This is a genomic window from Bacteroides sp. 1_1_14, assembly GCF_000162515.1.
In the GTDB taxonomy this organism is placed as follows: Bacteria; Bacteroidota; Bacteroidia; order Bacteroidales; family Bacteroidaceae; genus Bacteroides; species Bacteroides thetaiotaomicron.
The window spans coordinates 629,182-653,033 of sequence record NZ_GG774702.1 but is presented as its reverse complement, the minus strand read 5'-3'; the positions used below and the strand labels follow the sequence as shown (position 1 = coordinate 653,033).

General features: G+C 39.8%; 15 protein-coding genes and 1 pseudogene. 13 read left to right on the top strand and 3 right to left on the bottom strand.

From position 1 onward, the window contains the following. Positions 1 to 646: 646 nt before the first annotated feature. The 6 genes and pseudogenes from HMPREF9007_RS21895 (at position 647) to HMPREF9007_RS21920 (ending at position 11,024) form a co-directional block, all read left to right on the top strand. Positions 647 to 2,134, top strand: a complete 1,488-nt coding sequence (locus tag HMPREF9007_RS21895; protein WP_008759970.1) for a hypothetical protein — start codon at positions 647 to 649, stop codon at positions 2,132 to 2,134. An 18-nt stretch (positions 2,135 to 2,152) separates the two neighbouring features. Further along, a pseudogene (locus tag HMPREF9007_RS21900) lies at positions 2,153 to 5,241 on the top strand (TonB-dependent receptor). Between the two features lie 18 nt (positions 5,242 to 5,259). Then, positions 5,260 to 7,311, top strand: coding sequence for a RagB/SusD family nutrient uptake outer membrane protein (locus tag HMPREF9007_RS21905; RefSeq protein WP_008759969.1), 2,052 nt, complete (start codon positions 5,260 to 5,262; stop codon positions 7,309 to 7,311). A 27-nt stretch (positions 7,312 to 7,338) separates the two neighbouring features. Further along, the gene (locus HMPREF9007_RS21910; protein ID WP_008764488.1) at positions 7,339 to 8,358 is read left to right on the top strand and encodes a DUF4361 domain-containing protein; all 1,020 of its coding nucleotides are present in this window, start codon (positions 7,339 to 7,341) and stop codon (positions 8,356 to 8,358) included. Between the two features lie 9 nt (positions 8,359 to 8,367). Further along, positions 8,368 to 10,212: a BACON domain-containing carbohydrate-binding protein gene (locus tag HMPREF9007_RS21915; RefSeq protein WP_008759967.1), complete on the top strand. Its 1,845-nt coding sequence runs from the start codon at positions 8,368 to 8,370 to the stop codon at positions 10,210 to 10,212. A gap of 113 nt (positions 10,213 to 10,325) precedes the next feature. Continuing rightward, positions 10,326 to 11,024 carry a hypothetical protein gene (locus HMPREF9007_RS21920; RefSeq protein ID WP_022471533.1) on the top strand — a complete coding sequence of 233 codons (699 nt, stop codon included), beginning with the start codon at positions 10,326 to 10,328 and terminating at the stop codon, positions 11,022 to 11,024. 144 nt (positions 11,025 to 11,168) lie between these two features. Here HMPREF9007_RS21920 and HMPREF9007_RS21925 read toward each other — a convergent pair whose 3' ends face one another. The 3 genes from HMPREF9007_RS21925 to HMPREF9007_RS21935 all read right to left on the bottom strand — a co-directional run bounded on the left by HMPREF9007_RS21925 (position 11,169) and on the right by HMPREF9007_RS21935 (position 17,493). Continuing rightward, a complete protein-coding gene (locus tag HMPREF9007_RS21925) occupies positions 11,169 to 13,262 on the bottom strand; it encodes a BT4734/BF3469 family protein (RefSeq protein WP_008759965.1) in 2,094 nt (697 codons plus the stop codon). 711 nt (positions 13,263 to 13,973) lie between these two features. After that, positions 13,974 to 15,314: an HlyD family efflux transporter periplasmic adaptor subunit gene (locus HMPREF9007_RS21930; protein ID WP_008759964.1), complete on the bottom strand. Its 1,341-nt coding sequence runs from the start codon at positions 15,312 to 15,314 to the stop codon at positions 13,974 to 13,976. After that, the gene (locus HMPREF9007_RS21935) at positions 15,268 to 17,493 is read right to left on the bottom strand and encodes a peptidase domain-containing ABC transporter (RefSeq protein ID WP_008759963.1); all 2,226 of its coding nucleotides are present in this window, start codon (positions 17,491 to 17,493) and stop codon (positions 15,268 to 15,270) included. Before HMPREF9007_RS21935 ends, HMPREF9007_RS21930 begins: the two co-directional genes overlap by 47 nt. 80 nt (positions 17,494 to 17,573) lie before the next feature. On the opposite strand from HMPREF9007_RS21935, the gene HMPREF9007_RS21940 reads away from it, so the two are divergent. From HMPREF9007_RS21940 to HMPREF9007_RS21970, 7 genes are all read left to right on the top strand, one after another. Further along, a complete protein-coding gene (locus HMPREF9007_RS21940; RefSeq protein WP_008759962.1) occupies positions 17,574 to 18,242 on the top strand; it encodes a hypothetical protein in 669 nt (222 codons plus the stop codon). Between the two features lie 21 nt (positions 18,243 to 18,263). Further along, positions 18,264 to 19,043: a hypothetical protein gene (locus HMPREF9007_RS21945; protein WP_008759961.1), complete on the top strand. Its 780-nt coding sequence runs from the start codon at positions 18,264 to 18,266 to the stop codon at positions 19,041 to 19,043. 72 nt (positions 19,044 to 19,115) lie between these two features. Beyond that, complete coding sequence (locus HMPREF9007_RS21950) at positions 19,116 to 19,661, top strand: JAB-like toxin 1 domain-containing protein (protein WP_008759960.1); 546 nt, start codon at positions 19,116 to 19,118, stop codon at positions 19,659 to 19,661. An 11-nt stretch (positions 19,662 to 19,672) separates the two neighbouring features. After that, positions 19,673 to 20,623 (top strand): DUF5030 domain-containing protein, encoded by a 951-nt coding sequence (locus HMPREF9007_RS21955; protein ID WP_008759959.1) that lies wholly within the window; start codon positions 19,673 to 19,675, stop codon positions 20,621 to 20,623. A gap of 143 nt (positions 20,624 to 20,766) precedes the next feature. Further along, on the top strand, positions 20,767 to 21,756 hold the full coding sequence (locus tag HMPREF9007_RS21960; RefSeq protein ID WP_008759958.1) for a hypothetical protein: 990 nt from the start codon (positions 20,767 to 20,769) through the stop codon (positions 21,754 to 21,756). Further along, on the top strand, positions 21,753 to 22,979 hold the full coding sequence (locus HMPREF9007_RS21965) for a glycosyltransferase family 4 protein (RefSeq protein ID WP_008759957.1): 1,227 nt from the start codon (positions 21,753 to 21,755) through the stop codon (positions 22,977 to 22,979). The genes HMPREF9007_RS21960 and HMPREF9007_RS21965 overlap by 4 nt, the downstream gene beginning before the upstream one ends. Beyond that, positions 22,972 to 23,805, top strand: coding sequence for a glycosyltransferase family 2 protein (locus tag HMPREF9007_RS21970; RefSeq protein ID WP_008759956.1), 834 nt, complete (start codon positions 22,972 to 22,974; stop codon positions 23,803 to 23,805). The genes HMPREF9007_RS21965 and HMPREF9007_RS21970 overlap by 8 nt, the downstream gene beginning before the upstream one ends. The last annotated feature ends 47 nt before the right edge of the window (positions 23,806 to 23,852 follow it).

Here is a 23,852-nt window from a genome sequence, read left to right as displayed (position 1 = left end):
AATAGGACTTGGTATGTGTGTATATAAGTGTCTTATATATAATTGATTAATTGGTTGATGAATGCTTGGGATGACAATTTATGAACTATATAGTAGAATTGAGATTCTAAAAAAATGGTGTTTGTTGATAATTAAAATAAAAAAGATATTGTATTTTTCGATTTTATTAATAACTTTACACCGTCTTAGAATAGTACATGCACTTAATAACCTTTGAATAGCCTATGGAAACAGTAGAAAATATACTTTGGGGTATAAAAATACCAAGTCCTATTACGACTTAGCCCCAATTAATCAATATGATTACAACCTTAAATTAACATTTATGAAAACTCTTAGCAACAGCCCTCCGCCTTTCAAAATCGGAGAATTTGATCTCATTCTTTACTTTATTTCAGCACAGATCAGAATAGGTATAATATGTATTCTGAGTTCATTATCAACTTCAATACCCCCAATTTAAGAAGATGAATAATAGCAGTCAAACACACCCATATATTTTCAAACTTACTCATACATACAAAAACAAACGTATACCCCTTGTATGCATACCCTAGTTCTACCCACATAGTAGACACACAAGAGTAGGTTTCCCTATCACTTTTTTTAACCAATCTAATTATTAACCTTTTATCACAGAAAAACAATGCGAAAAAGAAGAGTTTATTGGACGCTGTTCATTACAGCTTTCGCGTGGTTAGCTTCCTGTTCAGATGACGACATCAATGGAAGCAGCGGGTTCAACCCAAACCAGCCTATTGAGATTACAGAATTTTATCCTGATTCCGGAGGTATAGCCACTCCGATGATCATCGAAGGCCGCAACTTCGGTACAGACACCACTGGCATGAAAGTCTATTTTGAAGATGTAGACGGGATCAGACATCCTGCCGGATTAGTCAGCAGTAACGGTAGCAGAATCTATGCATTTGTTCCCAAAGGACTCACCTTCAAAAGAGAGATGAATATTCTTGTAGAAAGAAGAACGCCCGACGGTCAAGAATACATAGGCAAAGCACCAGACCAATTCCTATACAAGACACAAACCAGTGTTAGTACGGTAGCAGGACTTGCATCACCGGACAATAATATAAACACCGTTGGTGGTGACCTTGCCACATGTACTTTCTCCTCTCCTTTCTATCTCTGTATAGACGGTGAAGACAATATATTTGTGGTAGACCGTAAAGGAGACAGTGGAAAAGACAAACAACCAAACACAACCTGCCGTAATGAAAAAGGTGAAGGCGTAAACGGAAACATTTCAATGATTTCCATCGCCAGCAATTCTTCCATTGTATTAAAATATGGAACTGCATATATTAATGCACCGGCTTATTCTGATGAAAAAGATGCTGAAGCTGTTTACATTCCGGATGATGCCGGCATGAAATATTATGATATGCAAAAACTTCTAAATTATGTTCCCCGATATAGAACAGTCTTGAAATCAGAAGAACTCAGCACCGTAGACGAAAACAACTGGAAGCATTGCTTTGTAATCAACAAGCTGGATCATATGATCTATACGGTCATGTGGAAAGGGCAATTGGTTCGAATCAATCCTAAAAACCGTACAGCAGAAATTTTGCTAAAGAAAATATCTAATGTAGCAACAGGCGACGGCGGCAAAGCAGGAAGTGACTCCTATATCGCATTCAGCCCTATTAAAGGAGAAGAAAACGTACTCTATGTATCTCTTGCAGATTTTCACCAGATTTGGAGAGTGGACGTATCCAAGATCACTCCGGAAGATAAAGACACTTATAACGGAGAATCATACGCAGGAAAAGCAATCTACGAAGGAGTTATGAACGGGAAGGGCTGGGAAGACGGCTTGCTGAAGAACGCCAAATTCAGACACCCGCGCCAGATTTGTTTCACCGACGACGGAAAAATGTACATTGCTGACAGTGGTAATTCCTGCATCCGCGTAATAGATACTACTATGCCGAAAGAAAGAGCAGCCGTAACCACACCTATCGGTCTGCCGGGAGCGGAAGGTTATAAGGATGGAGGTCCGGAAATTGCCAAATTCCACTTCCCTTGCGGAGTAGCAGTCAACAGTGATGGAACTATTGTATATGTAGCCGACACACAGAACAAAGTGATTCGTAAATTATCCATTGAATAACCTTATACAAAATACAATATGAGAAATAATTTTCTACTGATTGTACTGATCATGGCGCTTATACCGCTGACGAGTTACAGTCAAGACAATAAGAAAAAACAGTTTACTGTAGCGGGGGTCGTAATAGACAAAACCGGTGAACCGCTACCGGGTACTACCATTTATGTTAAGAATGCACCGGGAGTGGGAACCTCAGCAGATATGGATGGTAAATTCAGTATCAAAGTAGATGCCAACCAAATATTAGTCATTCAGGCTATTGGAATGAAATCTATCGAGAAACTGGTGACTAAAGATGAAATGACACTCAAAGTTACATTGGAAGAAGATGACACCAAGCTTGACGAAGTAGTGGTCACAGGTATGACTTCACAAAAAAAGATATCAGTAGTAGGTGCAATCAGTACCATTGATGTAGCCCAGCTCAGTACTCCCGGTACTTCCCTCAACAACATGATCGGCGGACGGTTGGCTGGTGTCATCACCATGCAGAGTTCGGGCGAACCGGGAAAAAACATCTCCAACTTCTGGATTCGTGGTATCAGTACTTTCGGAGCCAGCTCCGGTGCATTAGTGCTGATTGACGGTATCGAAGGCCGCCTTGAAGACATTGATCCTGATGATGTAAAATCGTTCAGTATCCTGAAAGACGCCTCCGCCACCGCAGTGTATGGTACCCGAGGTGCCAATGGCGTGGTCTTGGTTACCACTAAACGTGGAGAAACAGGCAAACTTACCATCACAGGACGAGCAACATTAAAAGTATCGCACATCAAACGTCTGCCCGAATACCTGGGAGCTTATGACTACGCTCTCCTTGCCAATGAGGCACGTGCCATGTCGGGTGAAGACGACCTTTACTCCCGTCTGGAACTGGATCTGATAAAATACAATTTGGATAAAGACCTCTACCCGGATGTTAACTGGATAGATGAAATAATGAAACGCACATCTATCCAACAGAACTATTACATCAATGCACAAGGAGGAGGCGACATAGCCAGATATTATCTTTCATTAGGGTATCAGGATGAAGGAGCGGCCTACCGGCAGGAAGACAACCTGTTCAAAAAGCCTTTGTCATATAAAAAAATAACATATCGTGCCAATATTGACATGAATCTGACCAAAACAACCAAAGTTTATTTTGGTCTGGACGGATATATTTCCAACTATACCAGCCCGGGTGGACAAAACACGAATACGGTATGGTCAGCAGTCCGTCAGCTAACTCCACTGATGTTTCCTAAAACCTATTCAGACGGTACCTTCCCTTCTTATGGAAAACATGACCTTGCTTCTCCGTATGTCATGCTAAATAACACCGGATACACGCAAGATGAAACTCAGCGTAATATGCTTACACTCAAACTTGAACAGAAATTCGGAGGATTCCTGAAAGGAATGACAGCGTCGGTACAAGCGATGAGCGAAAATATCAATTATTTCAATGAAGGACGTTACATATGGCCTGACCTCTACCGCGCTACAGGAAGAAGTTCACAAGGGGTACTCATCAAAACATTACGTACTGCCAAAGAGAACATGAAATATACACAAAATAACAACAGATACAGAAAATACTACATGGAAGCCAAAGCCAACTGGGACCGTACATTTGGTTTGCACTCACTAGGAGCATTGGCTTTATATTACATGGAAGATGTTCATAACACCCAATGGAAGTATGACGCGATGGGTATCAATGCCATTCCTCAACGGCGTCAAAACTTATCAGGACGTGTTTCCTATGGCTATAACAATTGCTATTTCATTGATGCAAACTTCGGTTACACAGGTTCTGCACAATTCGAAAAGGAAAAAGATTCGGCTTCTTCCCTTCCATTGCTGTAGGCTGGGTACCGACATCCTATAACTGGGTCAATGAGGCCATTCCCTGGTTAAGCTTCCTCAAGTTCCGCGGCTCCTACGGTCAGGTAGGTAATGACCAGATCAGTGGTGACCGGTTCCCTTATTTGACATTAATCAATGACAATGCCGCCTCTTACTGGGGATATCGTGAACGGGGTATTACAGAAACTGTGAAAGGAGCCGACAACCTTCAATGGGAAGTAGCAAAGAAACTCAACTTTGGTATCGATGCCAAGTTCTTCCACGACAAGCTCTCTGTCACTGTTGACTTTTTCCGCGATACACGTGATCACATCTTCCAGGATCGTGTGACGCTGCCTAAGTTTGTAGGTATGGTTACCGTCCCGAAATCAAATGTAGGAAAAATGCATAGCTATGGTTCTGACGGAAACTTCGAATTCTTCCACCAGATCAATAAAGACATGAGCTTCACTGTACGCGGCAATTACACTTTCTCTCAGAATATTATTGATTACTATGAAGAAAACAAGTTACCTTATGATTATCTGAGTGTAACCGGAAAACCCTTTAACATCCTTCGCGGATATATTGCAGAAGGTCTCTTCTCCAGTAAAGAAGAAATCAACACAAGTGCCGACCAAAGCGGATTCGGCCGCATTCGTCCGGGAGATATCAAATATCGTGACGTAAATGGAGACGGTATTATCAATGACGATGACAAAGTACCTTTGTCTTATTCCAACCAACTCCCCCGGGTAATGTATGGGTTCGGAGCCGATTTTCATTGGAAAGACTTAACCCTCAGCTTCCTTTTCAAAGGTTCGGCAAAAGTAGACTACTACCGTTCGGGACTCGGTAATGACGCAGGATGGATTCCCTTCTATAACGGAGAACTCGGCAACGTTATCAAGCTGGCCAACAATCCCAAGAACAGATGGACGCCCGCATGGTATTCAGGCACCACCGCTACGGAAAATCCCCATGCAGAATTCCCACGTCTCTCCTACGGAGGTAATACGAACAACTCCCAGCTTTCCTCTTTCTGGAAACGGAACGGTTCTTTCCTGCGCTTTCAGGAACTCAGTCTGAAGTACAACCTGAAGACTCCATGGATAAAAAAGACAAGACTATCTTCTGTCGATCTGGAGTTTGTTGCCAACAACCTTTTTACTATCGACAAAGTGAAGTATTTTGATCCGGAACAGGCATCTGCAAACGGGGCCGCTTATCCGATACCGGCAACTTACACGTTCCAGGTTTATCTTAAATTCTAAAAATAATATAGAACACTCATGAAAAAGTTATTCAAAATAATATTGGGAGCAACAGTAGGAAGTACACTACTACTCAGTTCCTGCAATTTTCTGGATGTAGACCCATACTTCGAAGCTACTTTCAAAGAAGACTCCATCTTTCACAGCAAGAAAAATGCTGAAGGTTATCTCTGGAACACTCCGAAAGGTTTTCCCGACGCAGGGGCTATCTGGGGAAATTCCTGGAATCCGGGGGAATCTGCTTCGGACGAAATAACACTTAAATATCAGACAAATGAATTTTGGGGACTACAATTTTCCGTAGGTACCATCAACAGCAGAAATCTGCCTATCCAAAACCAATGGTACGACATGTATGTCATTGTAGCAAGATGTAACAAAATGCTTAAAGAAGTCTACAATGTACCTGATATGAACGAAATGGACAGAAGACGTTATATCGGATATGTTCACTTTATGCGTGGGTACGCTTATTATCATCTTTTGATGAACTGGGGACCGTTGATTATCGTGGGCGATGAAGAACTGAGCACCTCCGAACCTGCCGAATATTATAATCGCGAACGGGCTACCTATGATGAGTCTGTAGATTATATATGCGATGAATTCCGACTGGCAACTCAAGGCATCTATTCGGCGGATGAGCAAAGCGTCAACTATTATCAACGTCCGACCAAAGGAGCAGCCATGGCACTCATCGCCCGTTTGCGCCTCTTCCAGGCTTCACCGCTTTTCAATGGCGGAGCTGCAGCCCGTAAATGTTTCGGGACCTGGAAACGTAAAAGCGACGGAGCCTACTATGTCAATCAAGAGTATGACCCGAGACGCTGGGCCGTTGCAGCAGCTGCCGCCAAACAGCTGACCAAAATGGGATACGAGCTACATACAGTGGAAGCAGATGCCCAGAACCCATATCCTCTGGCCTCCAATGTCCCTACTGCTAACTTCCCTGACGGAGCAGGCAATATCGATCCTTATCACTCTTACTCCGACATGTTCACAGGAGAAGGTATCATACAGACTAATAAAGAATTCATCTGGGCGATGGAATCCAGTAACGTCACTAACTATACCCATCACTCATTCCCTGTCAAGTTTGGCGGATGGGGTTCAATGTCTGTGCCGCAGAGGGTAATTGATTGCTATCTGATGGCAGATGGGCGGACTATTCATAATTCATCGGCAGAATATCCATATGAACCGGACTTCAGCAGACTCACCGGCGAATCCAAAAAACTGGGGACATACCTACTGAGGGAAAACGTACCTATGATGTACGCCAATCGTTCGGCACGCTTCTATGCCTCGATAGGTTTTCCGGGTCGCTACTGGCCGATGAGTTCAGCTTCTACCGACGCCTCCTACGTCAATCAGCAATTCTGGTATTCTCACGATGATACCAATGCCGGAATTGCCGGTGCCGGAAATAACGTAAACGACTACAGTGTCAGCGGTTATGTTCCCGTCAAATACATTCATCCGGACGACTCATGGGCTAACGGCAAAGGGAGTGTAAAAGGCGCATTCGTCACCAGCCCTAAACCGTTCCCTATCATTCGTTATGGTGAAGTGCTACTGGAATATGTAGAAGCATTGAACCGTGTAGAAGGTACAGTGACCGTAGAAGTATCCGACAATACAGGTACACTTATTGAGGAAACCGTTAGCCGTGATCCGGCAGAAATGACTAAATATTTCAACATGATACGTTATCGCGTCGGCTTGCCGGGAGTAGATGCCAACGACATGGCAGAAGCAGACAATTTTGAAAAAATCATCCGCAATGAACGTCAGGTAGAGCTCTTTAACGAAGGATACCGATATTTCGATACGCGCAGGTGGGGAACCTATCTGGACGAAGATGCCAACAGCTCCAACTGGCGGGGACTGGATGTGACAAAAGACCGTACAAATGCCAACGGTAATGAAGGATTCTGGAATATTGTGACGATCAATACACAAAATGTGCGAGACCGCATTGCACTGCCTAAAATGGTATTCTTACCGATCCGCCATGATGAATTGCTGAAGGTTCCCAATGCCGACCAGAATTTCGGATGGGACAGATAATATCAAAACATGAATAACAGACTGAATATGAAAAAGAAATTTAATATAATGCTCTGCACCCTTATAGGTGTATTGAGTGCTTGCAATGAATACGATTTCGACCAGGAACAATACCGGAACGAAGTAGGCTTACTCAGTAATTCGAGTCTGATCTACGACCGGCAGGTGGCTAATGTAGGACAAGAAAAAGATACGATCTATCTGGTTGCCACGGTTAGCGGCTCACAAATAAGCCCTAACACACACCATGTAGCTCTTCTGGAATCGGATTCTTTGCTGAAAGCATACAACAAATCCAACTTTGATATAGAAAAAGAAAAATTTGCCAAACTGCTTCCCGATGAATGCTATGATTTTCCCAATAAGGAACTGGATATTCAGGCAGGCACTTCCAAAGTAATGTTTCCGATCTATCTGAAAAATCTGGAAAGGATTTCACCGGATTCTATTTATTTTCTGGATTACAAGATAGATCCGGAAAAAACACCTAATTATAATCCGGATAAAAGTCATGTATTATTGCGTATCTATAAAGAAAACTATTACGCAACGACAAAGACTTCTACCTACTACAATTATACAAGCAGTACGATTGTAATTCCTAACCCCAGTGGTAGTCCCGAAGTCCGTAGACCGACAAATGCCAATCAAGTATTCCCGATCGGTGCCAATTCGGTACGCATGATGGCAGGTGATGAAGATCTTGGCGATTATAAGACAGCAAGAAGCAGAATTGTATCTAAGAGTATCATTCTGGAAATTGGCGAGCAGCAACCGGAGAATCCTCAGGCCAGAGAACTTACCATCAGAGCGCATGACAGAGTTAATGATGTGGAAGTGGATCCGGTCGATGTAGTACAACTTACCCCAATCGATGATTACGACAACACATTCCTGTTAAACGCTATCCGTACTCCCGACGGACGTGCCACTTATTACAAAGAGTTCCGTCTGCATTATAAATATCGCCTGGAATCCACCGCCCCTTACCGGGAAGTGAAAGCCAAACTACGATATGAATTTAACCCAAGAGTAGATAACTTGTAATCAAATCAAATGAGTATGAAAAAAAATATATTAATCATCGGGCTCGCAAGCATATTCGGAATTGCTTCCGGACTTATCTCTTGTTCGCCCGATTACGAAACCGAGTTTAAAGTAGAAACGCTCGTAGTTCCTGATAAAAGTCAGGCACCTATCACTTTCCCACTTCTGGGAGGAGAACATGAAATTGAAGTGCAGACCAATGTACCACTCGACAGATGGAGTGCCCAGTCCAATGCAGAATGGTGCAAGGTAGTACAACACGAGGGCAAAGTAGTCGTATCTGCCAGTGCAAACAATATATACAAACAACGCCGGGCAGAAATCACTGTAGCCTATGGTCATCAAAGCTATTCCATCACTGTCTCGCAGTTTGGTAAAGAACCGGCCATCCTGATAGGTGACAAGCTACAACAGGAAGGATATGTAGAAATAATAGATGCAGAAAGAGAAACATTGACAATTCCTGTAGCGACCAACCTGAATCTGGATAATATCATTATACCAGACACTTGCAACTGGATACGTCTGGCAGAGCAACCTGCCACATTTGATGCAAAGACGCGTGCAGCGGAAGACGTAAACAAACAGGAACTGAAATTTACGCTGGATAAAAGCACCGAGACTGACGTACGTTATTGTACGATTATCCTCCAGTCTTCCCAGAATTACAGCTATACAGCTTCTTTCCTGATAAAGCAACAACCTAGAGGTTATATAGTCGAAATCGATGAAGACAAGAAGATCTATGAAGTGAAAGCAATGGGAGAAACAATCACTATTCCTTTCAAAGTAAATTCTCCTGCCGGTGAAGTGTCATATACCTATGAAGTCGAAGAATCCGCCCAATCCTGGATCACTCCAGTATCATTACCCGCTTCAAGAGCACTGCGTGATGTCTCCGAAAGCTTTATCATTAAAGCCAACACTGAAGTTGAGAATCAACCTCGTGAAGGAAAGATAACCTTCAAGAGTACCAATAGCACCGACAAAGTACCAAGTCAGTTCGTAGTCACAGTAAAACAGGCCGGATTTATCGCGACACCTCCTTTAAATGTGATCAATGCTACTGCTACTCCGGGAGCCGGAAGTATTCAGCTGCAATGGGAGATACCTGAAGATGTAGACTTCAACAAGATAAAGATTACCTATTACGATAAAGTCACGAAAGAAAATAAAGAGATCTTAATAAATGACTATAAGACAACATCCTATATCATAGATGATACTTACCAATGTGCAGGTGAATACTCATTTACTATCAACACCTATGGTCCGACTGGTATGGAGACAGATAGTCCGGTAACAATAACAGGCATTTCCGGCGAAGCTTCCGAAATGGAACGTGTTACTCTTACTATCGATATGCTTTCCGACAATGCTAATCATGTCGGAGACGGAGGCGGTTTACCGGCATTGATTGACGGGAAGGTGAATACTTATTATCATACCAAGTGGAATGCTCCTGTTACAACAGAAGCACATTATGTCCAGATCAAACTGAACAAACCATTAAAGGACCTTTGTTTTGAATATGATGCACGTCAAAGCAGAGTGAATAACGGAGGTGACGTAAAAGCCGCAACAATATATGGAAGTATGAACGGTGAGTTCTTTGAAAGTATGGGTAATGAAGAATTCAATCTGCCGACAACAAACGGTGGCCATGCCACAGCTAAAAACAATGTGAGTGGAAAGCAAGCTTACAACTATATCCGATTTACTCCTACGGCTCGCCGTGACAAAGATCCATTGGATTATACTGTCGCAGGCAGCGCATGGTGGAATATGTCCGAAATATACCTTTACAGAATAAGACATGATGAAGCCTGGGCAAGAGAGCAGCTAGGCATTTAACAAAACAAGAAAAGACTGACGAAGAACAAAATAAGATCAGATTAGACACATTTTCTTATCGAGTTCTTCGCCAGTCTTACTTTTTATAAAATTGGATGATAAGAATTATGAATATGAAACCCAAGAAATTAAGCCTCTTATTAACTATCTTGCCAATGATTATTGCAGCTACAGGTTGCCATTCCCGGCAAGAGTCTAAAGCAGACATCACTCCTCATTGTATCAATCTTCAGGCAGACAGCCTCTACCGGCAAGCAATAGCCCTGATGGAATCTTCCTATGATGTAGACTCCACCCGAAAATGCATCCGCTTTCTGGACAAAGCTTTGGCAATCGACAGTTTAAATCCTGACTATTACGGCATGAAAGCCAAACTTTTATCTGAAATGGGAGAACTGGACTCCGCCCTATACATACAAACACTTGCTATGGAGAAAAACGCAATTACTGGTGAGTATCTGTTCCAACTGGGACTACTTCAAGCTGCCAAAGATATGCACGCTGAAGCCCACGAAAGCTTTGGAAAAAGCAAGGTTTTCCTTCAAGCAGTACTAAAACAATATCCCGACAGCTTGGGAGCTTTTATCCTGGCAGAAGCCGCCAATTCTCTCTACGAAAATAAAGATTCACTTTTCATGAGAAATATAGATGAAATCCGTAAACGCTTTCCCGAAAGGTTGCTGGAAATAGAGATGACCCGAAGGGTGAAACCGCATTCGCTGGTCAATCAAATAAGAAGGATTCAAATAGAAAAGGATTATAATATTGATTTTGATATGGATAGTCTCGTTGAGGCGACTGTAGCGAAATAACTTTTTTTCCAAATGAAAAATGACAGCACTTTTGCCCTCACGCTCTCATTCCCGCTTCAATCCCCCTATTCATCGGAGTTACAGCGATTAGAGATCCAATGATAGCAGCGTGAGAGCAACCGTTTGCCCTCACGTTGCTACCAATCATTCTATTTTCAGCAAATGATAAAGTGTCCCCTTACCGGACTTCCGGCAGGGAATATTCAGCTTCTGAAGCGCACGGCCGAACACAGCTACCTTATTGATAGCCAACCTGTCCCGTGTCTTCGTCTGCAAATAATTCAGAATCTGCATGGACGTCATCCATTCGCCTCCCTCCTCTTCTTCCGCCGGACGGAGATAACAATGGAACAACTGTTCCAACGGGCTCGCCTGCTCAAATTCACGGTTCGTCTGCTTCAAAATCTTTTCATCCTCATCATCCAGCCAGTAACGCTCACCCTTATAAATGGCTTCCATCGCCTGAGCATAAAGCTGTTTGTAATTGATGGTAGCATTGATTTTGATAGGAGCTATCACCTCAATACAGATAAAACGACGGCTGCCACTGGGATCGGCAAGCAAATCTTTCTGATTGCTGGTGCCGATAAAGGAAGCATAACGACGCATTTCACGAATAGTATTGCCATGAGGCTTGCGCAAGTTAGCAACAGGCTTTTGCAACAAATGCTTCAGAAACCCCTGCTGGCTGACATTGATCTGATCAAACTCATCAATGTTGATCAGAAAAAAACGTCCTAAATAACGCTCCGCTTCCTGCTTACTCTTGAAATCAATACTGTCCGTATAGCCGAAACGCAACTCAGGCGGCAGAATAATCCGGCAAAACGTTGACTTACGATACCCTTGCGGACCGACAAGCAAAGGTGACGTACTGTTTCCATGCTGCCGATCCACCCCTCTCCAATGCGCCACCATGCTCAGAAACCAACGATAAAACAACTCCTGCCAGTACGGATTCGTACAAGGAACCAATCCTGCCAATGCACGGATACGGTCTTTCCCGTCCCAACGGCCGACATCATAAAGATATTCTTCTACAGGATTGTGCAAAGGAACATATTCCGAATTCAGAAAACGGTCTACATCACGATCCCAGGCATTGATCCCTTCTTTCAAGGCACAGATAGAGATACTGTTGCGCACACGTTTGTCCACGGGCTTAAAGTAAAAGTGGATGGAATCACGCTGGCGGTATTCCAGATCATCCAACACGGTGTTAAAACGAAATTCATAACGACGGTTCATAAATTCTTCCAGCAGAAAAGCCGTCTCCTGCTCCCTTCCGATACTGTTTTTCTTACCAAAACCCTTACATTCCTGATAAAGATTATGAATCGTCGAGCGTATGATTCGCTCATCCTCTTCCCGATAGTAATGAATGAGTGTCTGCCGGACCGCTTCTTCTTCGGGGATACCCGCTTTGAAACAATGCTCGGCAAGGTGTACAAGCAAAGGTTGCAAATCATCTCCACGCTTCCAGTCTTCCATTTCCTGAAATGCCCTGTTCAACGCCGCTTCATAAATCTTCGTGAAAGTTTTTGCAGACTCATATCCCGGTTTCAATCGCAACAACAGATTCTTTTCACCCTGCTTGCGCTGCCGGAAAGTTTCTTCACCGGGCATAGCGAGCGGTTGTTCCAGACAGAACGGCACTGCATCGGGATTGTAATATGGAGATTCGTCCAGTGTCATGCGACACTTCTGTGTCAGCACCGGTGCTTGCAGATTAATATCATAAGGAAGCATCGGCTGGTAGCACTTTACCGCCAGCCAGTAGGCATGAGCATGAAATAATTCCGCTTCCGCTTCTTTTTCGGGCAGTCCTCTGTCATCCGGCAGGGCAAAACGCACCCATATCTTCACGCTACGGCCACTGGAACCACAGAATGCGGCGAAAGTCTGAGGCAAGAGTGCCGCCTGCCGTTTCACATATTCCATTTCGGACGGGCCTGCCAGCCGGTTCACTTCCAACTGCACCAGTCCGTTATATTGTTTCATTTTTCGTTCGCCTTCTTTAGTGCGGGTACATTCTACGGCAGAATAGATATATGGCAGTTTGTCTATATGTTCGTACTGGCTGTACGTACCTTCCAGCATCGGTATCAGGTTTCGCAAAGCCGTAATGTGTCCCGATTTTGTCTCCGTTTTCATTTTGTTGAATAATGTACCTGCTTCGCATATGCTTAGAGCTTCTTTTCCACTCCCGCTGTCTTGTCTGATTAAAGTTATTTTCATTCTTTTTTGTCTGTTTATCTACCAATATTGTTTATCGCTTAATTCCTGTAAAGGTACGATATTATATTACGGCATACAAACTTTTCCTCTAATAAAAACAGACTTTTTGCTCGCATTAACCTTATAATAAAATATGACATCAATCACACGTAGATGGTTCATTTCTTACCATGATTTCCCTATATCATTGTATCTGAATGGCTTACAGTTTCCTTTAATTTCTTATTTTGGAAACGAGCGTTCCCTATATCGGAAACGCTCGTTTCCTGCCTTGGAACTGCCGTTCCCTTATAAGGGAATGCCAGTTTCCCAAGCAGGAAACTGGCGCTTGACTTATATGATTGGATTAACTTGACCGCATGAAATGTTTCAATCAACCTGATCTTTCAGGAAGCATTCAATCATATATCGGTCAATAATGCGTGAGTTATCAGCTATTAACACCTGATTTCTCAGTTATTAATGGCTGAAATGCCAATCGTTAATAGTTGACACTTCAGACATTAATACTCTGTAAATCAAATAATAGCAGTAAAAAACAACATATAATGCGACGAAACTGAGTGAGAGCAACCGTTTGCTCTCATACTTGCCACCACACTTGCTACCACGCCCGAAACCACGATGAATAAAGGGATACAGACGGACTGTTAGAGCATGAGGGCAAAAGTCGTGTTGAATTCCTATGGAGCGTAAATTTGAGTATGAGTTTTATTTAGTCCGATACCTTAAATTATCAAACAGGCGTTCTATCAATCGTCTGTCTTTTACAATAATATCGGCAGTTCCTCCCAACTCATATTTAAAGTCGAGAGTCTCTTCATAATTAGTTGTTAATCCGTTGGGTAATTCAACGTTAATCAAATATGTTTCAATGGTCTTTTCTCCTGTTTTCTGCGTTTGGGTGACCAAAGAAATAGAAGATACATATCCCTCTATATATCCATACTCCATGTAGGGATAGTTCTCTAACTTAATAACGACTTTACTGTTTTCTTTTACCTTTCCGGCTCCATTGGCCGGAAGCAGCACCTGACCATATATATGGTTTTCCTTGGGTATCACTCCAAATACCGCTTCTCCTGCCTGCACAAATTGACCATCTGAAATAAATTTCAGGAACTCTACTTTTCCATCAAAAGGAGCTTTGAAAACATATTTCTGTTCCCATGCGGCCATATTTGCTATCAAGTTCTGATGAGTGGACAAAAGTTCCACTTTCAGTTCCCGTTCTTTCTCCAGTTGTTCCACTTCCAGTTGCTCCAGCCGATGGTATGCTTCTGTGATTTGCATGCGGGTCGAGGCAATCTCCCTATTTATGTTTTGTACCTCCTGTACTGTTGTCAGGTAATTATTTTTAATCTGATCGGTCTCATATTCATAAGTCGCTATTTCCTGCTGATCAAGAGAGACATAACGTTTAAGCCATTTCCGGGCAACATCCATTCTATCTTTTGCAGCTTTCTGCGAGTCCTCCGCTTCTCGGACAATCTTCTTTTTCCATTCAATGCTCGTCGTGATATTCTCTCTTTGCTTTTCGTAGACATTCTGCTGCAGATAGTCACATTGAGCTTTCAGAGCTGCAAGAAAGGCATAGTATTGAGGGTTGATTTCTCCTAAATATACCTTGTCGGGAAATGTATCTTTAAGAGCAAGCAAATGGGTGCCATCGAAATCTATTCGATTTATTAAATCCGCAATCTTCCGCACATCCTCTGTAGAAGCAGGATTTTGCACGACCGCTATATATTCCCCCTTCTTCACCTCCTCCTGTGCTTTGTGCGAAAGAAGCAGCAAATTCCCCGTACTGTTGGCAACAAGCCTTACGGTCGGGTTCTGCGCATTAATTTTAATTTGCCCGGTCACCATATCCGGGTATTTGATAATCCATCCGAACAATAGAAATAATGCTGCAAATACAATGACCGCCAGTGCCACCCATTTTCCGAAAGCCATGGGCATCCGGTCAATAATCTCATCCAGTTCTTCGCTTCTTCCGGATGATTTAGTCTGCGCTTTCTTCTGTGGAGAAGGTGTTTGTTTCCGGTTCATATTGGCTTTGAATTAAGTTGTAATAATACTGTTTGTTTGTCATCAGGCTTTGATGATTGCCTGTCTCTATGATCATTCCCGCTTTTAATACGATGATTTGGTCTGCCCTGCGAATCGTACTTAGCCGATGAGCTACCACAATGACTGTCCTGTTTTTGAAAACGTTATTTAATGCCCTTACTATCTTTTGCTCATTAATCGTATCAAGTGCATTGGTAGCTTCGTCCAGAAACAGATAGTCCGGATCCTTGTAGAGCGCTCTTGCTATCAGTACACGCTGCCGTTGCCCTCCACTCAAACCTCTGCCCATTTCTCCGATCATTGTCTGGTATCCCTGCGGCATAGCTTCTATCTCGTGGCTGATATTGGCTACTTCAACAGCCTTCTGCAATGCCTCATAATCAATATTGGCATCATCCAGTACAATATTGTTCTGTATGGTGTCATTAAACAATTTCCCGTCCTGCATCACGCAGCCGCATTTAGCACGCCAATTGCGAAGACTGATATTATTCACGTTCATATCTCCCATACAGATTTCTCCGTAAGAAGGCATGTATAGACGCAACAACAGTTTGAGTAAAGTAGATTTGCCGCATCCGCTGTCTCCGACAATAGCGGTCACTTTTCCTTTAGGAATCTGCAAGGTGATGTTTTTCAAAACCAGCGGAGCATTTCTCGAATACTGAAATGATACGTTCTTCAGATATAAACTTTTGTCTACAGGCAAACTCAGACTGTTGCTTATCACAGGCGAAGAATCGTCTTCATCTTTCAGCTGATGAATTTCATTGATACGCATAAAGCTGATTTTAGCATACTGGGCAGATTGTATAAAACTGACTAACTGTGCCACAGGTCCGTTCAGCATCCCTATAATAAATTGCGTTGAGATCATGACTCCGAAAGTGATATCTCCATTGATAACGGCGATGGCACAGTAGAACGTGACGGCAATATTCATCATACTATTGATAAATTGCGCCCCAAGCGACTGTGCATTATTGATTTTCAGCACTTTCAGATTCAACCGGTATATCCTTGCCTGTATAGCTTCCCATTTCCAGCGTTTAAGGTCTTCGTAATTGTTTATTTTAATCTCCTGAACATTTTCGATGGTTTCCACCCAGTAACTTTGGTTCTTGGCATTCAGTTCGAAATACTCCCAGTCGAGCTTTTTACGTATGCTCAAAAAGGTGAAAATCCATGCTACATAAATCCCACTGCCCGCTATAAAAATAAAAAAGATCATAGGATTATAAATCAACAGTATAATGCTGAATACAACGAATGTAATGATAGAGAAGAACATCCCCAAGGAGTTGTTCATCACAAAGCTGCGTATTCTTTCATGATCGCCCGCCCGTTGAAGGATATCACCGACCAGTTTGTTTTCGAAGAAAGTCACCGGTAATTTCATTAATTTGATCAGATAGTCCGATATGAGGGAGATATTGACACGGGTAGAAACGTGCAGCAAGACCCAGTCTCTTAATACATTTGACAGCGTTATACTAAGTAAAAGAACAATATTGCCGATTAGCATCATGTAGATGAAAGATATATCCTGAGTATATATACCTATATCTATTACAGATTTTGAGATAAACGGAAGTACTGCTTGCAGTCCGGTGGCTATCAACATGATAGCGAACAATATGCCGAATGCTTTTTTATATGGCGTAAAATAGTTGAGAAGGTTTTCGAAACTTTTGAATCTTTCGATCCGTTCATGAGCTTCTATTTGCTTGAAGTTTGCCATAGGCTCCAGTACCATCAGCATCCCGAATTCTTCCCCTTCCTTATACCATCTGTCTTTGAAATCCTCTTCCGGATAGGAAAGCAAGCCTTTGGCAGGATCGGACACATATATCTTCCCTTTTTTTGTTTTATACACAACTATGAAGTGGTGCTGGTCCCAGTGTATGATACATGGCAGTGGAATCCTGTTGGTCAGATTCTCCATAGTCGCCTTAACCGCTACAGTTCTTAGCCCTATTTTTTCGGCAGCATAGCTAATATCCAAAAAGGAAACTCCTTCTCTGGTTATCCCACATAAATCCCTCAAATATTGCAACGAATAGTATTTGCCGTAGTATTTTGCTATCATTTTGATACATGCTGGGCCACAGTCTTTTGCATCCATTTGGTACTCCCAGGGGAATTGTCTTGTTTGCATAAAAAAAGATTTATATTTCTTGCAAAGATGCGAAATTTATTTCTATATTTGCAGAATCACACAAATAAAATTTAATACTTATGAAGCAAAAATTAACAAGAGCACTCATTGATGAGATTCGGAAAGAGATGCCAGTACTGACAGAAATGGAAATGAGATGTTGCAACGGTGGAGATGGTGGAACTACAAGTTGGGATTGTTTATTCAATTGCATGCACCATATGGATCCCTCCCGATCTGCGCAAGATTATGCTAATGATTATAAAGATATTTATGGTCTTGATCCTACAGCAATGGGAGGAGTTCCCAATGAATTAATTGGAAATGTCCTTAGCGTTATGGGATTTGGTAATACAGTTCCAGGTTCAATGACTTCTAACAGAGACTATTATCAAGTTGCAACTATGGTAAATCCTGATGGCACAGGACATACTATTATAGTCTTTGCAGTACCAGATGAAAACGGAAAAATCTCTTATTTTGACCCAACCCTAGAGGGGGAAGATGGGAAAAAGGTAAGAAAAGTAGACATTTCGGATATATCCACAATATATCGAATAAAAAAAGCCGACATTGATACTACCATTGGTGCTCATGAGGAAAGCTACGGCTATGCCTATGGTTATTTTGGTTATGGTAATTACGAAGATAGTTATGGCTATGGTAATAGTTATTACGGGAATTATAATTATGAAAATATTAGTGACTACAATGGTACTGCTAACAGTGATTACAGTTACTATAATTAATACTACAATTAATAAAAAGCTATGCGAGTTCTGCAAGATTTAGTCTTGTTATCATTATTACTTTTGAGTATATCAAAAGTATATTCTCAAGAAGATAAAAAAACTAAAGAATTATTCAATTCTGGTGGATATATATCTGATGGATATGCATTGGATAGAAACCAAGTACGATTTAATCAGTCCAGCGATTTTGTATTCCATTATATTCCCGGCGGTGATCGATTAACATGCATTACTTCAAAACAAGTTAGAGACTACAATCGACATTATAATTGTATACTATCAAAAGACAGTAATTTTATTGCATACGTATCTGTGCCTCCCATATTTTGCGGGGATAAAGATTCCATTTATGCTGACTTTAGTTTTAAAACAGGATTTATGATTGAAGTGAATACTTATCATTTAGAAATAATCAAAGGAGATTTTTTTGTAAATACAGGGGAAAGAGTGACCTCTTTATGCGACCTTCCTCTCACTTATAAATCTTTAAAATATGCTCGTAAAGCATATAATGCGGATACTGTAATTACATATCCTTTAAGAATGTGGGAAAATTTAGAAAATAAGTATAATCATTGCCAAGTAATGATTATTCAAAAAAAACGTCGCGGATGTATTGTTCTGTATTGCTTTTATAATGACAAAGGTGCTAGAAAATTAAGTCAATATATAAGATCATTAAAAAAGGTATTTTGGTATAGAGAGCCTAAAGATTATATTGAAGTAATAGATCCACCAATCATAGAAGAATACGAAATACCTCATTTAAAAGCTAAAGAAAAGTCCGCTGATAATTAAGATGCAAATAAGATGGGGATTTATCCCATCGTTTCTATATTTGTGAAATCACAAAACTAAAATCAAACACTTATGAAACAAAAATTAACAAGGGCACTTATTGATGAAATTCGAAAAGAAATGCCTGTATTGAGTCAAAATGAAGAAAAAGGAGTAATCGGAGGTACTTTATATGTAATTGGAGTGGATGGGCGTGTACTTTACTCTAACGAAACAAATACAGATGAGGTTCTTGTATCAATGGGATCATGGGATGGGGCTCCAACAATGGAATTGCCTAAAGGTACATCTTTTCAAATATCTTCTGGTCAATTGGTTATTGAAGGTACTAGTGAACAGAATCGAGATATCTATAGTTTTTTAACTCAAAATACTTCTGTAGAATGGTCTATGTGCGTGGATAGTTCAACTTATCATTTTTTCGCAGGTACCAATCATCAAGAAAAAGAAGTGTCAATGGCGTATAGTGGATGTGATATAAAATATCATAACCATCAGAGTGAATATGCTAACTATCCAAGTGATGCAGACTATGAAACAAAGAGTAAATTACAAGAAATTGGATATAAAGAATTTTATATTTATCATGAGCCAACTGATACCTATATTCCATATTGAGAACAACAATTATGAAAAATAGAATTATATCACTTTTCATATATTTATTGCCTAGTTTAATCTATGCTCAAAATAATGCAGACGACAAATATGAGATTCTGTCTCTAACTGACATGTTTAGTCTTTTCAAAGATAGTAAAAATAGTGTTCCTCAAGATTATGACGAAATATATGTTCCCGGTTACTTCTATGAGCCTTCCTTTATGTATCCTTCACCTTTAAAGAAAGAATTTTGTTGTGTAGCTCAATGGAGAATCCCAAACAGAAACTGTAAGTATCTATTTTTAGAAGATATATTTCCGCAAAACAAAGATTCCTTAAAACAAGCTTCTCTTGAATTACAAAAAATAAAAGAGAAATATGGAATGAGAGAATCAGCTATGTATCAAGATGTGCCCGCAGGTTATAATGGTATAATTGCCAAATGGTTCACTGGTAGATTATTCGTTTTGCATTGCCCAAGAAAGCTATTTAATACAGTTGTATCAAAGAAAGCTTCACTCATATCCATTCATAAAGGTAGGATATCTGACGAAAAACAAATAACTCCAGATGAGGGTAAGTTTGAATCTTCTTGTTTTCCACAAAAAGGAGGCATGATATTAATACGCGAAGACGGATGTTGGTATGATGACATTAAAAGGAATATAGATTTTTTAATCTCTCCCCTAATTAATGAAAATTTTTCTACAGAATTTAGCAAACATGTTGGGAGGGAATATTCATTTCTATTGGAAGTAGTCCCTAAAACAGGACAAATTATTCCACACCTCTTATTGCCGAAAACATTATCTACCGACGAGAAAATGATTGTATCTTATTTAGAAAAACAAATAAGGAAGTTTCCTGAAAACAGTTTTGGCCCCCTGATAACCATTGACAAGAAAATGTTATATGGTCGATATTTAAAATTTATTGTAAAAGATGAAAAGTTTAAGATTGAAGACTACCTTGAATATTGATATTAAGTCAAGAAACAATACTAAGTCACTGATTTCGAACACTGCTTATTGAAATTGCCACAAAGAAGGACTACAACCATTCTGCCATAGTACAATTCAATATTGAAGATTTCCCTATTAAAGCGAGTTAATATAAACGAAGTATGAAAAATAATTTTTTGGTGAACTTTATATTATTACATGGATATTCATTAGACAACTCTAGTCTGATGTTTGGTAAAATGGGGTATTCTTTAATTCTTTTCGAATATTCTCACTATTTTAAGGATGCTTTAGCTGAAAAACATGCTTTTGAGTTATTGCAAGAGGTACTAGCTTCTCCTATGAAAAGCAATACATTTAATGAAGGAAAAATGGGAATAGCATGGTCTCTTATTCATCTTATTGAAAAAGAATATATTGAAGCTGATTATCTGGAATTATATGGTCAAGAACATAAAGAAATAGTAGCATTCATAAAACAATTAAAAACAGATATGAACAATATTGTATCTAAAAACGACGCTATATCGTTTTTAATAGCTTCTAAATCATATATTCAGGAATCTGATTTTGATGAAATACTTCCCAATTTAATAGAGAACCTCTATGATTACCTAAAACAAATTCCTAAAAGTTTGTTTGAACGTAATTTGTTCTATTACCATGCTACGAAAATGCTCTGTCTCTATAATCTTTATGAAGAATTAAGTATTCGAGGAGAAACATTAATTGACATAATAGTACAAACACATAAAAAATTAATCAGTGATAAACATGTTTGTACTAATATATCATTTGGGGTCAATCTTTTGCAATATGGTTTGTGCCATAAACGCAAAGATATCATAAAGCTGGCAAATGCGATTATAAAATGCTACTTTTCAAATATGGTTTTGGAAACCCTAAACTTAAAAGAATCAATTGATGCTATTTACAATCTGAATAAATTACAACTTCTTAATAAAGAAAGTGAATGGACATCTTTAAAGAAACAATTGTCAAGCCTCTTGTTTAATAAAGAATCTTATTTATATAAAGAAAATCGGCTGACATTAAGTAGACTAAAAGGAGGAATTCCCCAATTGTTACTTATGGAATGTCTTAATTTCCAAGATATAAAATCCACCGGACACTATATAATGCTGAAATGATAGAAAAAAATGTTGTAATCCTCAGAATAGAAACTGGCAATCCATCCGGTGTTGTACGCTATATTCAAATGTTAACAGAAGGTATGAAACATATGAACGGCATTAAAGTTCATATTATTTGTTTAAATACCAGTCTGATCTTTCCCAAATTTGAAGTGACAGAGGATAGGATAATTGCTAATATCCCATATCCTTCTAAATCCAAGCCTCTGAGAAATGAAATATATTGGCTTACTAAGTATTTTAACGTCGTATCCGACTTAATATCTCCCTATTTTAAAAACAGGAAACAATTAATTTGGCATGTGCAAGAATTATTACTAGTAAAATTAGCGGATATTTTAAAGTTATCTTTAGGCGGACATATTTTAACCCATTTACATATCATTCCTTGGAAACTAAGTCTTGAATATAATGAAAGTCTGTTTAAGAAACAGTACTCTCAATGGTTGAATAACACATTCAATTTAATAAATGAAAATCAACTAGAAAAGATTGCATATCCTTTATCTGATAGAATTATATGTGTTTCTTATTCCGCAATGAAACACATTATTTCAGCATATGGTATCCATCCAGACAAAATATCTGTTATATATAATGGTATGGATGATACGGGAATCACCTTGCAGGAAAGAAAATCTAGAACACCAGAGATCCTTTTCGTAGGCAGAATCAGTCGTGAAAAAGGAGTGATTTGTTTACTTAATGCATTAAATAAAGTAGCCAGTAGAGGGTATTTTTGCAAACTGAAATTAGTTGGGCAATGTACCGGATATATGTCATCTCATATCCGCAAAGCATACAAACAACTAAAGATTGACATATTAGGGACTGTTTCTTTTAATGAGCTGAAAGAACTATATACAACAAATACTATAGGAGTCATTCCTTCTTTACATGAACAATGTAGCTATGTGGCTATTGAAATGTCCATGTTTGGTATGCCAATGATCGTATCAGATGTAGATGCACTTTCCGAAATGTTCGAAGATGAAGTAAACGCTTTGAGAATCCCTTTAGTGTTTGATGAAGATTTTGGTTTAGAGCTAGATGAAGAGAAATTAGCAGACGCCATCATCCGCTTGATAGATGATGAAGCCTTAAGGCTAAAACTGAGCACAAATGCAATCAAGAACTACCAAGAAAGATTCACTCTGGAAAAGATGATAGAGAATACGATTAATGTATATGAACAATTAATAGAACAAGACAATGCCTGAAATAACAGTTCTAATGCCCGTCAGAAATGGTGAGAGATATATAAAAGAATCTATTGATAGTGTTTTGAATCAAACACTGACCGACTTTGAGTTTCTTATTATAGATGATGGTTCAACAGACCGGACAGTAGAAATCATTCAAGGATATACAGACAAAAGAATACGTTTAGTCAGAAAGGAGCATCAATTTATTCAAAACTTAAATGAAGGATTAGAGTTGGCTTCCGGCTCTTATATTGCACGCATGGATGCCGATGATATAATGCATACAGAACGATTAAGAATTCAATTAAAACGTATGAAAAAAAATCCGGATATTACAGTTTGTGGAACATGGGCTAAGATTTTCAGCGATAAGGGCAACGAAAGAAATGTTTCCCACCTTGGATATGGAATCATACACGAACCTGTGTTGGAATTACTAAAATACAACATGCTACTTCATCCTAGTGTGATGATTAAAAAAGAGTTTCTGCTTAATCACCATATTGAATATCAAAATTACCCCTGTGTGGAAGATTATAAATTGTGGTTTGATATAGCGAAAGCTGGAGGAATATTATTTGTAGAACCACAAGAACTATTAATGTTTAGAAGAAGTGATACGCAGGTCACCGTAACGAAGAAAAAGGAAATGTCTTTAGGTTCTATCCGTTTGAGAAAGGAAATTCTTCTCTATCTTCTCTCTGTATATAATAATAAAACATTAAATAGCCTATTATCCGACTTTGAAAATTTAGAAAAGAATAAATGGATGTCTAATGAAGACATTTTTCGTTTTTTTGTGAATCTATTTAATAGAATACAACGCGATACAATGGTTTAATCTTTCAATTGAAAATTAATAAATTATTTTAGATAGAATTAGAACAA

Bases quoted from the DNA above. Each gene is read 5' to 3' on its own strand.
- HMPREF9007_RS21895 (WP_008759970.1), top strand. From the start codon at position 647: ATGCGAAAAAGAAGAGTTTATTGGACGCTGTTCATTACAGCTTTCGCG.
- HMPREF9007_RS21905 (WP_008759969.1), top strand. From the start codon at position 5,260: ATGAAAAAGTTATTCAAAATAATATTGGGAGCAACAGTAGGAAGTACA.
- HMPREF9007_RS21910 (WP_008764488.1), top strand. From the start codon at position 7,339: ATGAAAAAGAAATTTAATATAATGCTCTGCACCCTTATAGGTGTATTG.
- HMPREF9007_RS21915 (WP_008759967.1), top strand. From the start codon at position 8,368: ATGAGTATGAAAAAAAATATATTAATCATCGGGCTCGCAAGCATATTC.
- HMPREF9007_RS21920 (WP_022471533.1), top strand. From the start codon at position 10,326: ATGAAACCCAAGAAATTAAGCCTCTTATTAACTATCTTGCCAATGATT.
- HMPREF9007_RS21925 (WP_008759965.1), bottom strand. From the start codon at position 13,262: ATGAAAATAACTTTAATCAGACAAGACAGCGGGAGTGGAAAAGAAGCT.
- HMPREF9007_RS21930 (WP_008759964.1), bottom strand. From the start codon at position 15,314: ATGAACCGGAAACAAACACCTTCTCCACAGAAGAAAGCGCAGACTAAA.
- HMPREF9007_RS21935 (WP_008759963.1), bottom strand. From the start codon at position 17,493: ATGCAAACAAGACAATTCCCCTGGGAGTACCAAATGGATGCAAAAGAC.
- HMPREF9007_RS21940 (WP_008759962.1), top strand. From the start codon at position 17,574: ATGAAGCAAAAATTAACAAGAGCACTCATTGATGAGATTCGGAAAGAG.
- HMPREF9007_RS21945 (WP_008759961.1), top strand. From the start codon at position 18,264: ATGCGAGTTCTGCAAGATTTAGTCTTGTTATCATTATTACTTTTGAGT.
- HMPREF9007_RS21950 (WP_008759960.1), top strand. From the start codon at position 19,116: ATGAAACAAAAATTAACAAGGGCACTTATTGATGAAATTCGAAAAGAA.
- HMPREF9007_RS21955 (WP_008759959.1), top strand. From the start codon at position 19,673: ATGAAAAATAGAATTATATCACTTTTCATATATTTATTGCCTAGTTTA.
- HMPREF9007_RS21960 (WP_008759958.1), top strand. From the start codon at position 20,767: ATGAAAAATAATTTTTTGGTGAACTTTATATTATTACATGGATATTCA.
- HMPREF9007_RS21965 (WP_008759957.1), top strand. From the start codon at position 21,753: ATGATAGAAAAAAATGTTGTAATCCTCAGAATAGAAACTGGCAATCCA.
- HMPREF9007_RS21970 (WP_008759956.1), top strand. From the start codon at position 22,972: ATGCCTGAAATAACAGTTCTAATGCCCGTCAGAAATGGTGAGAGATAT.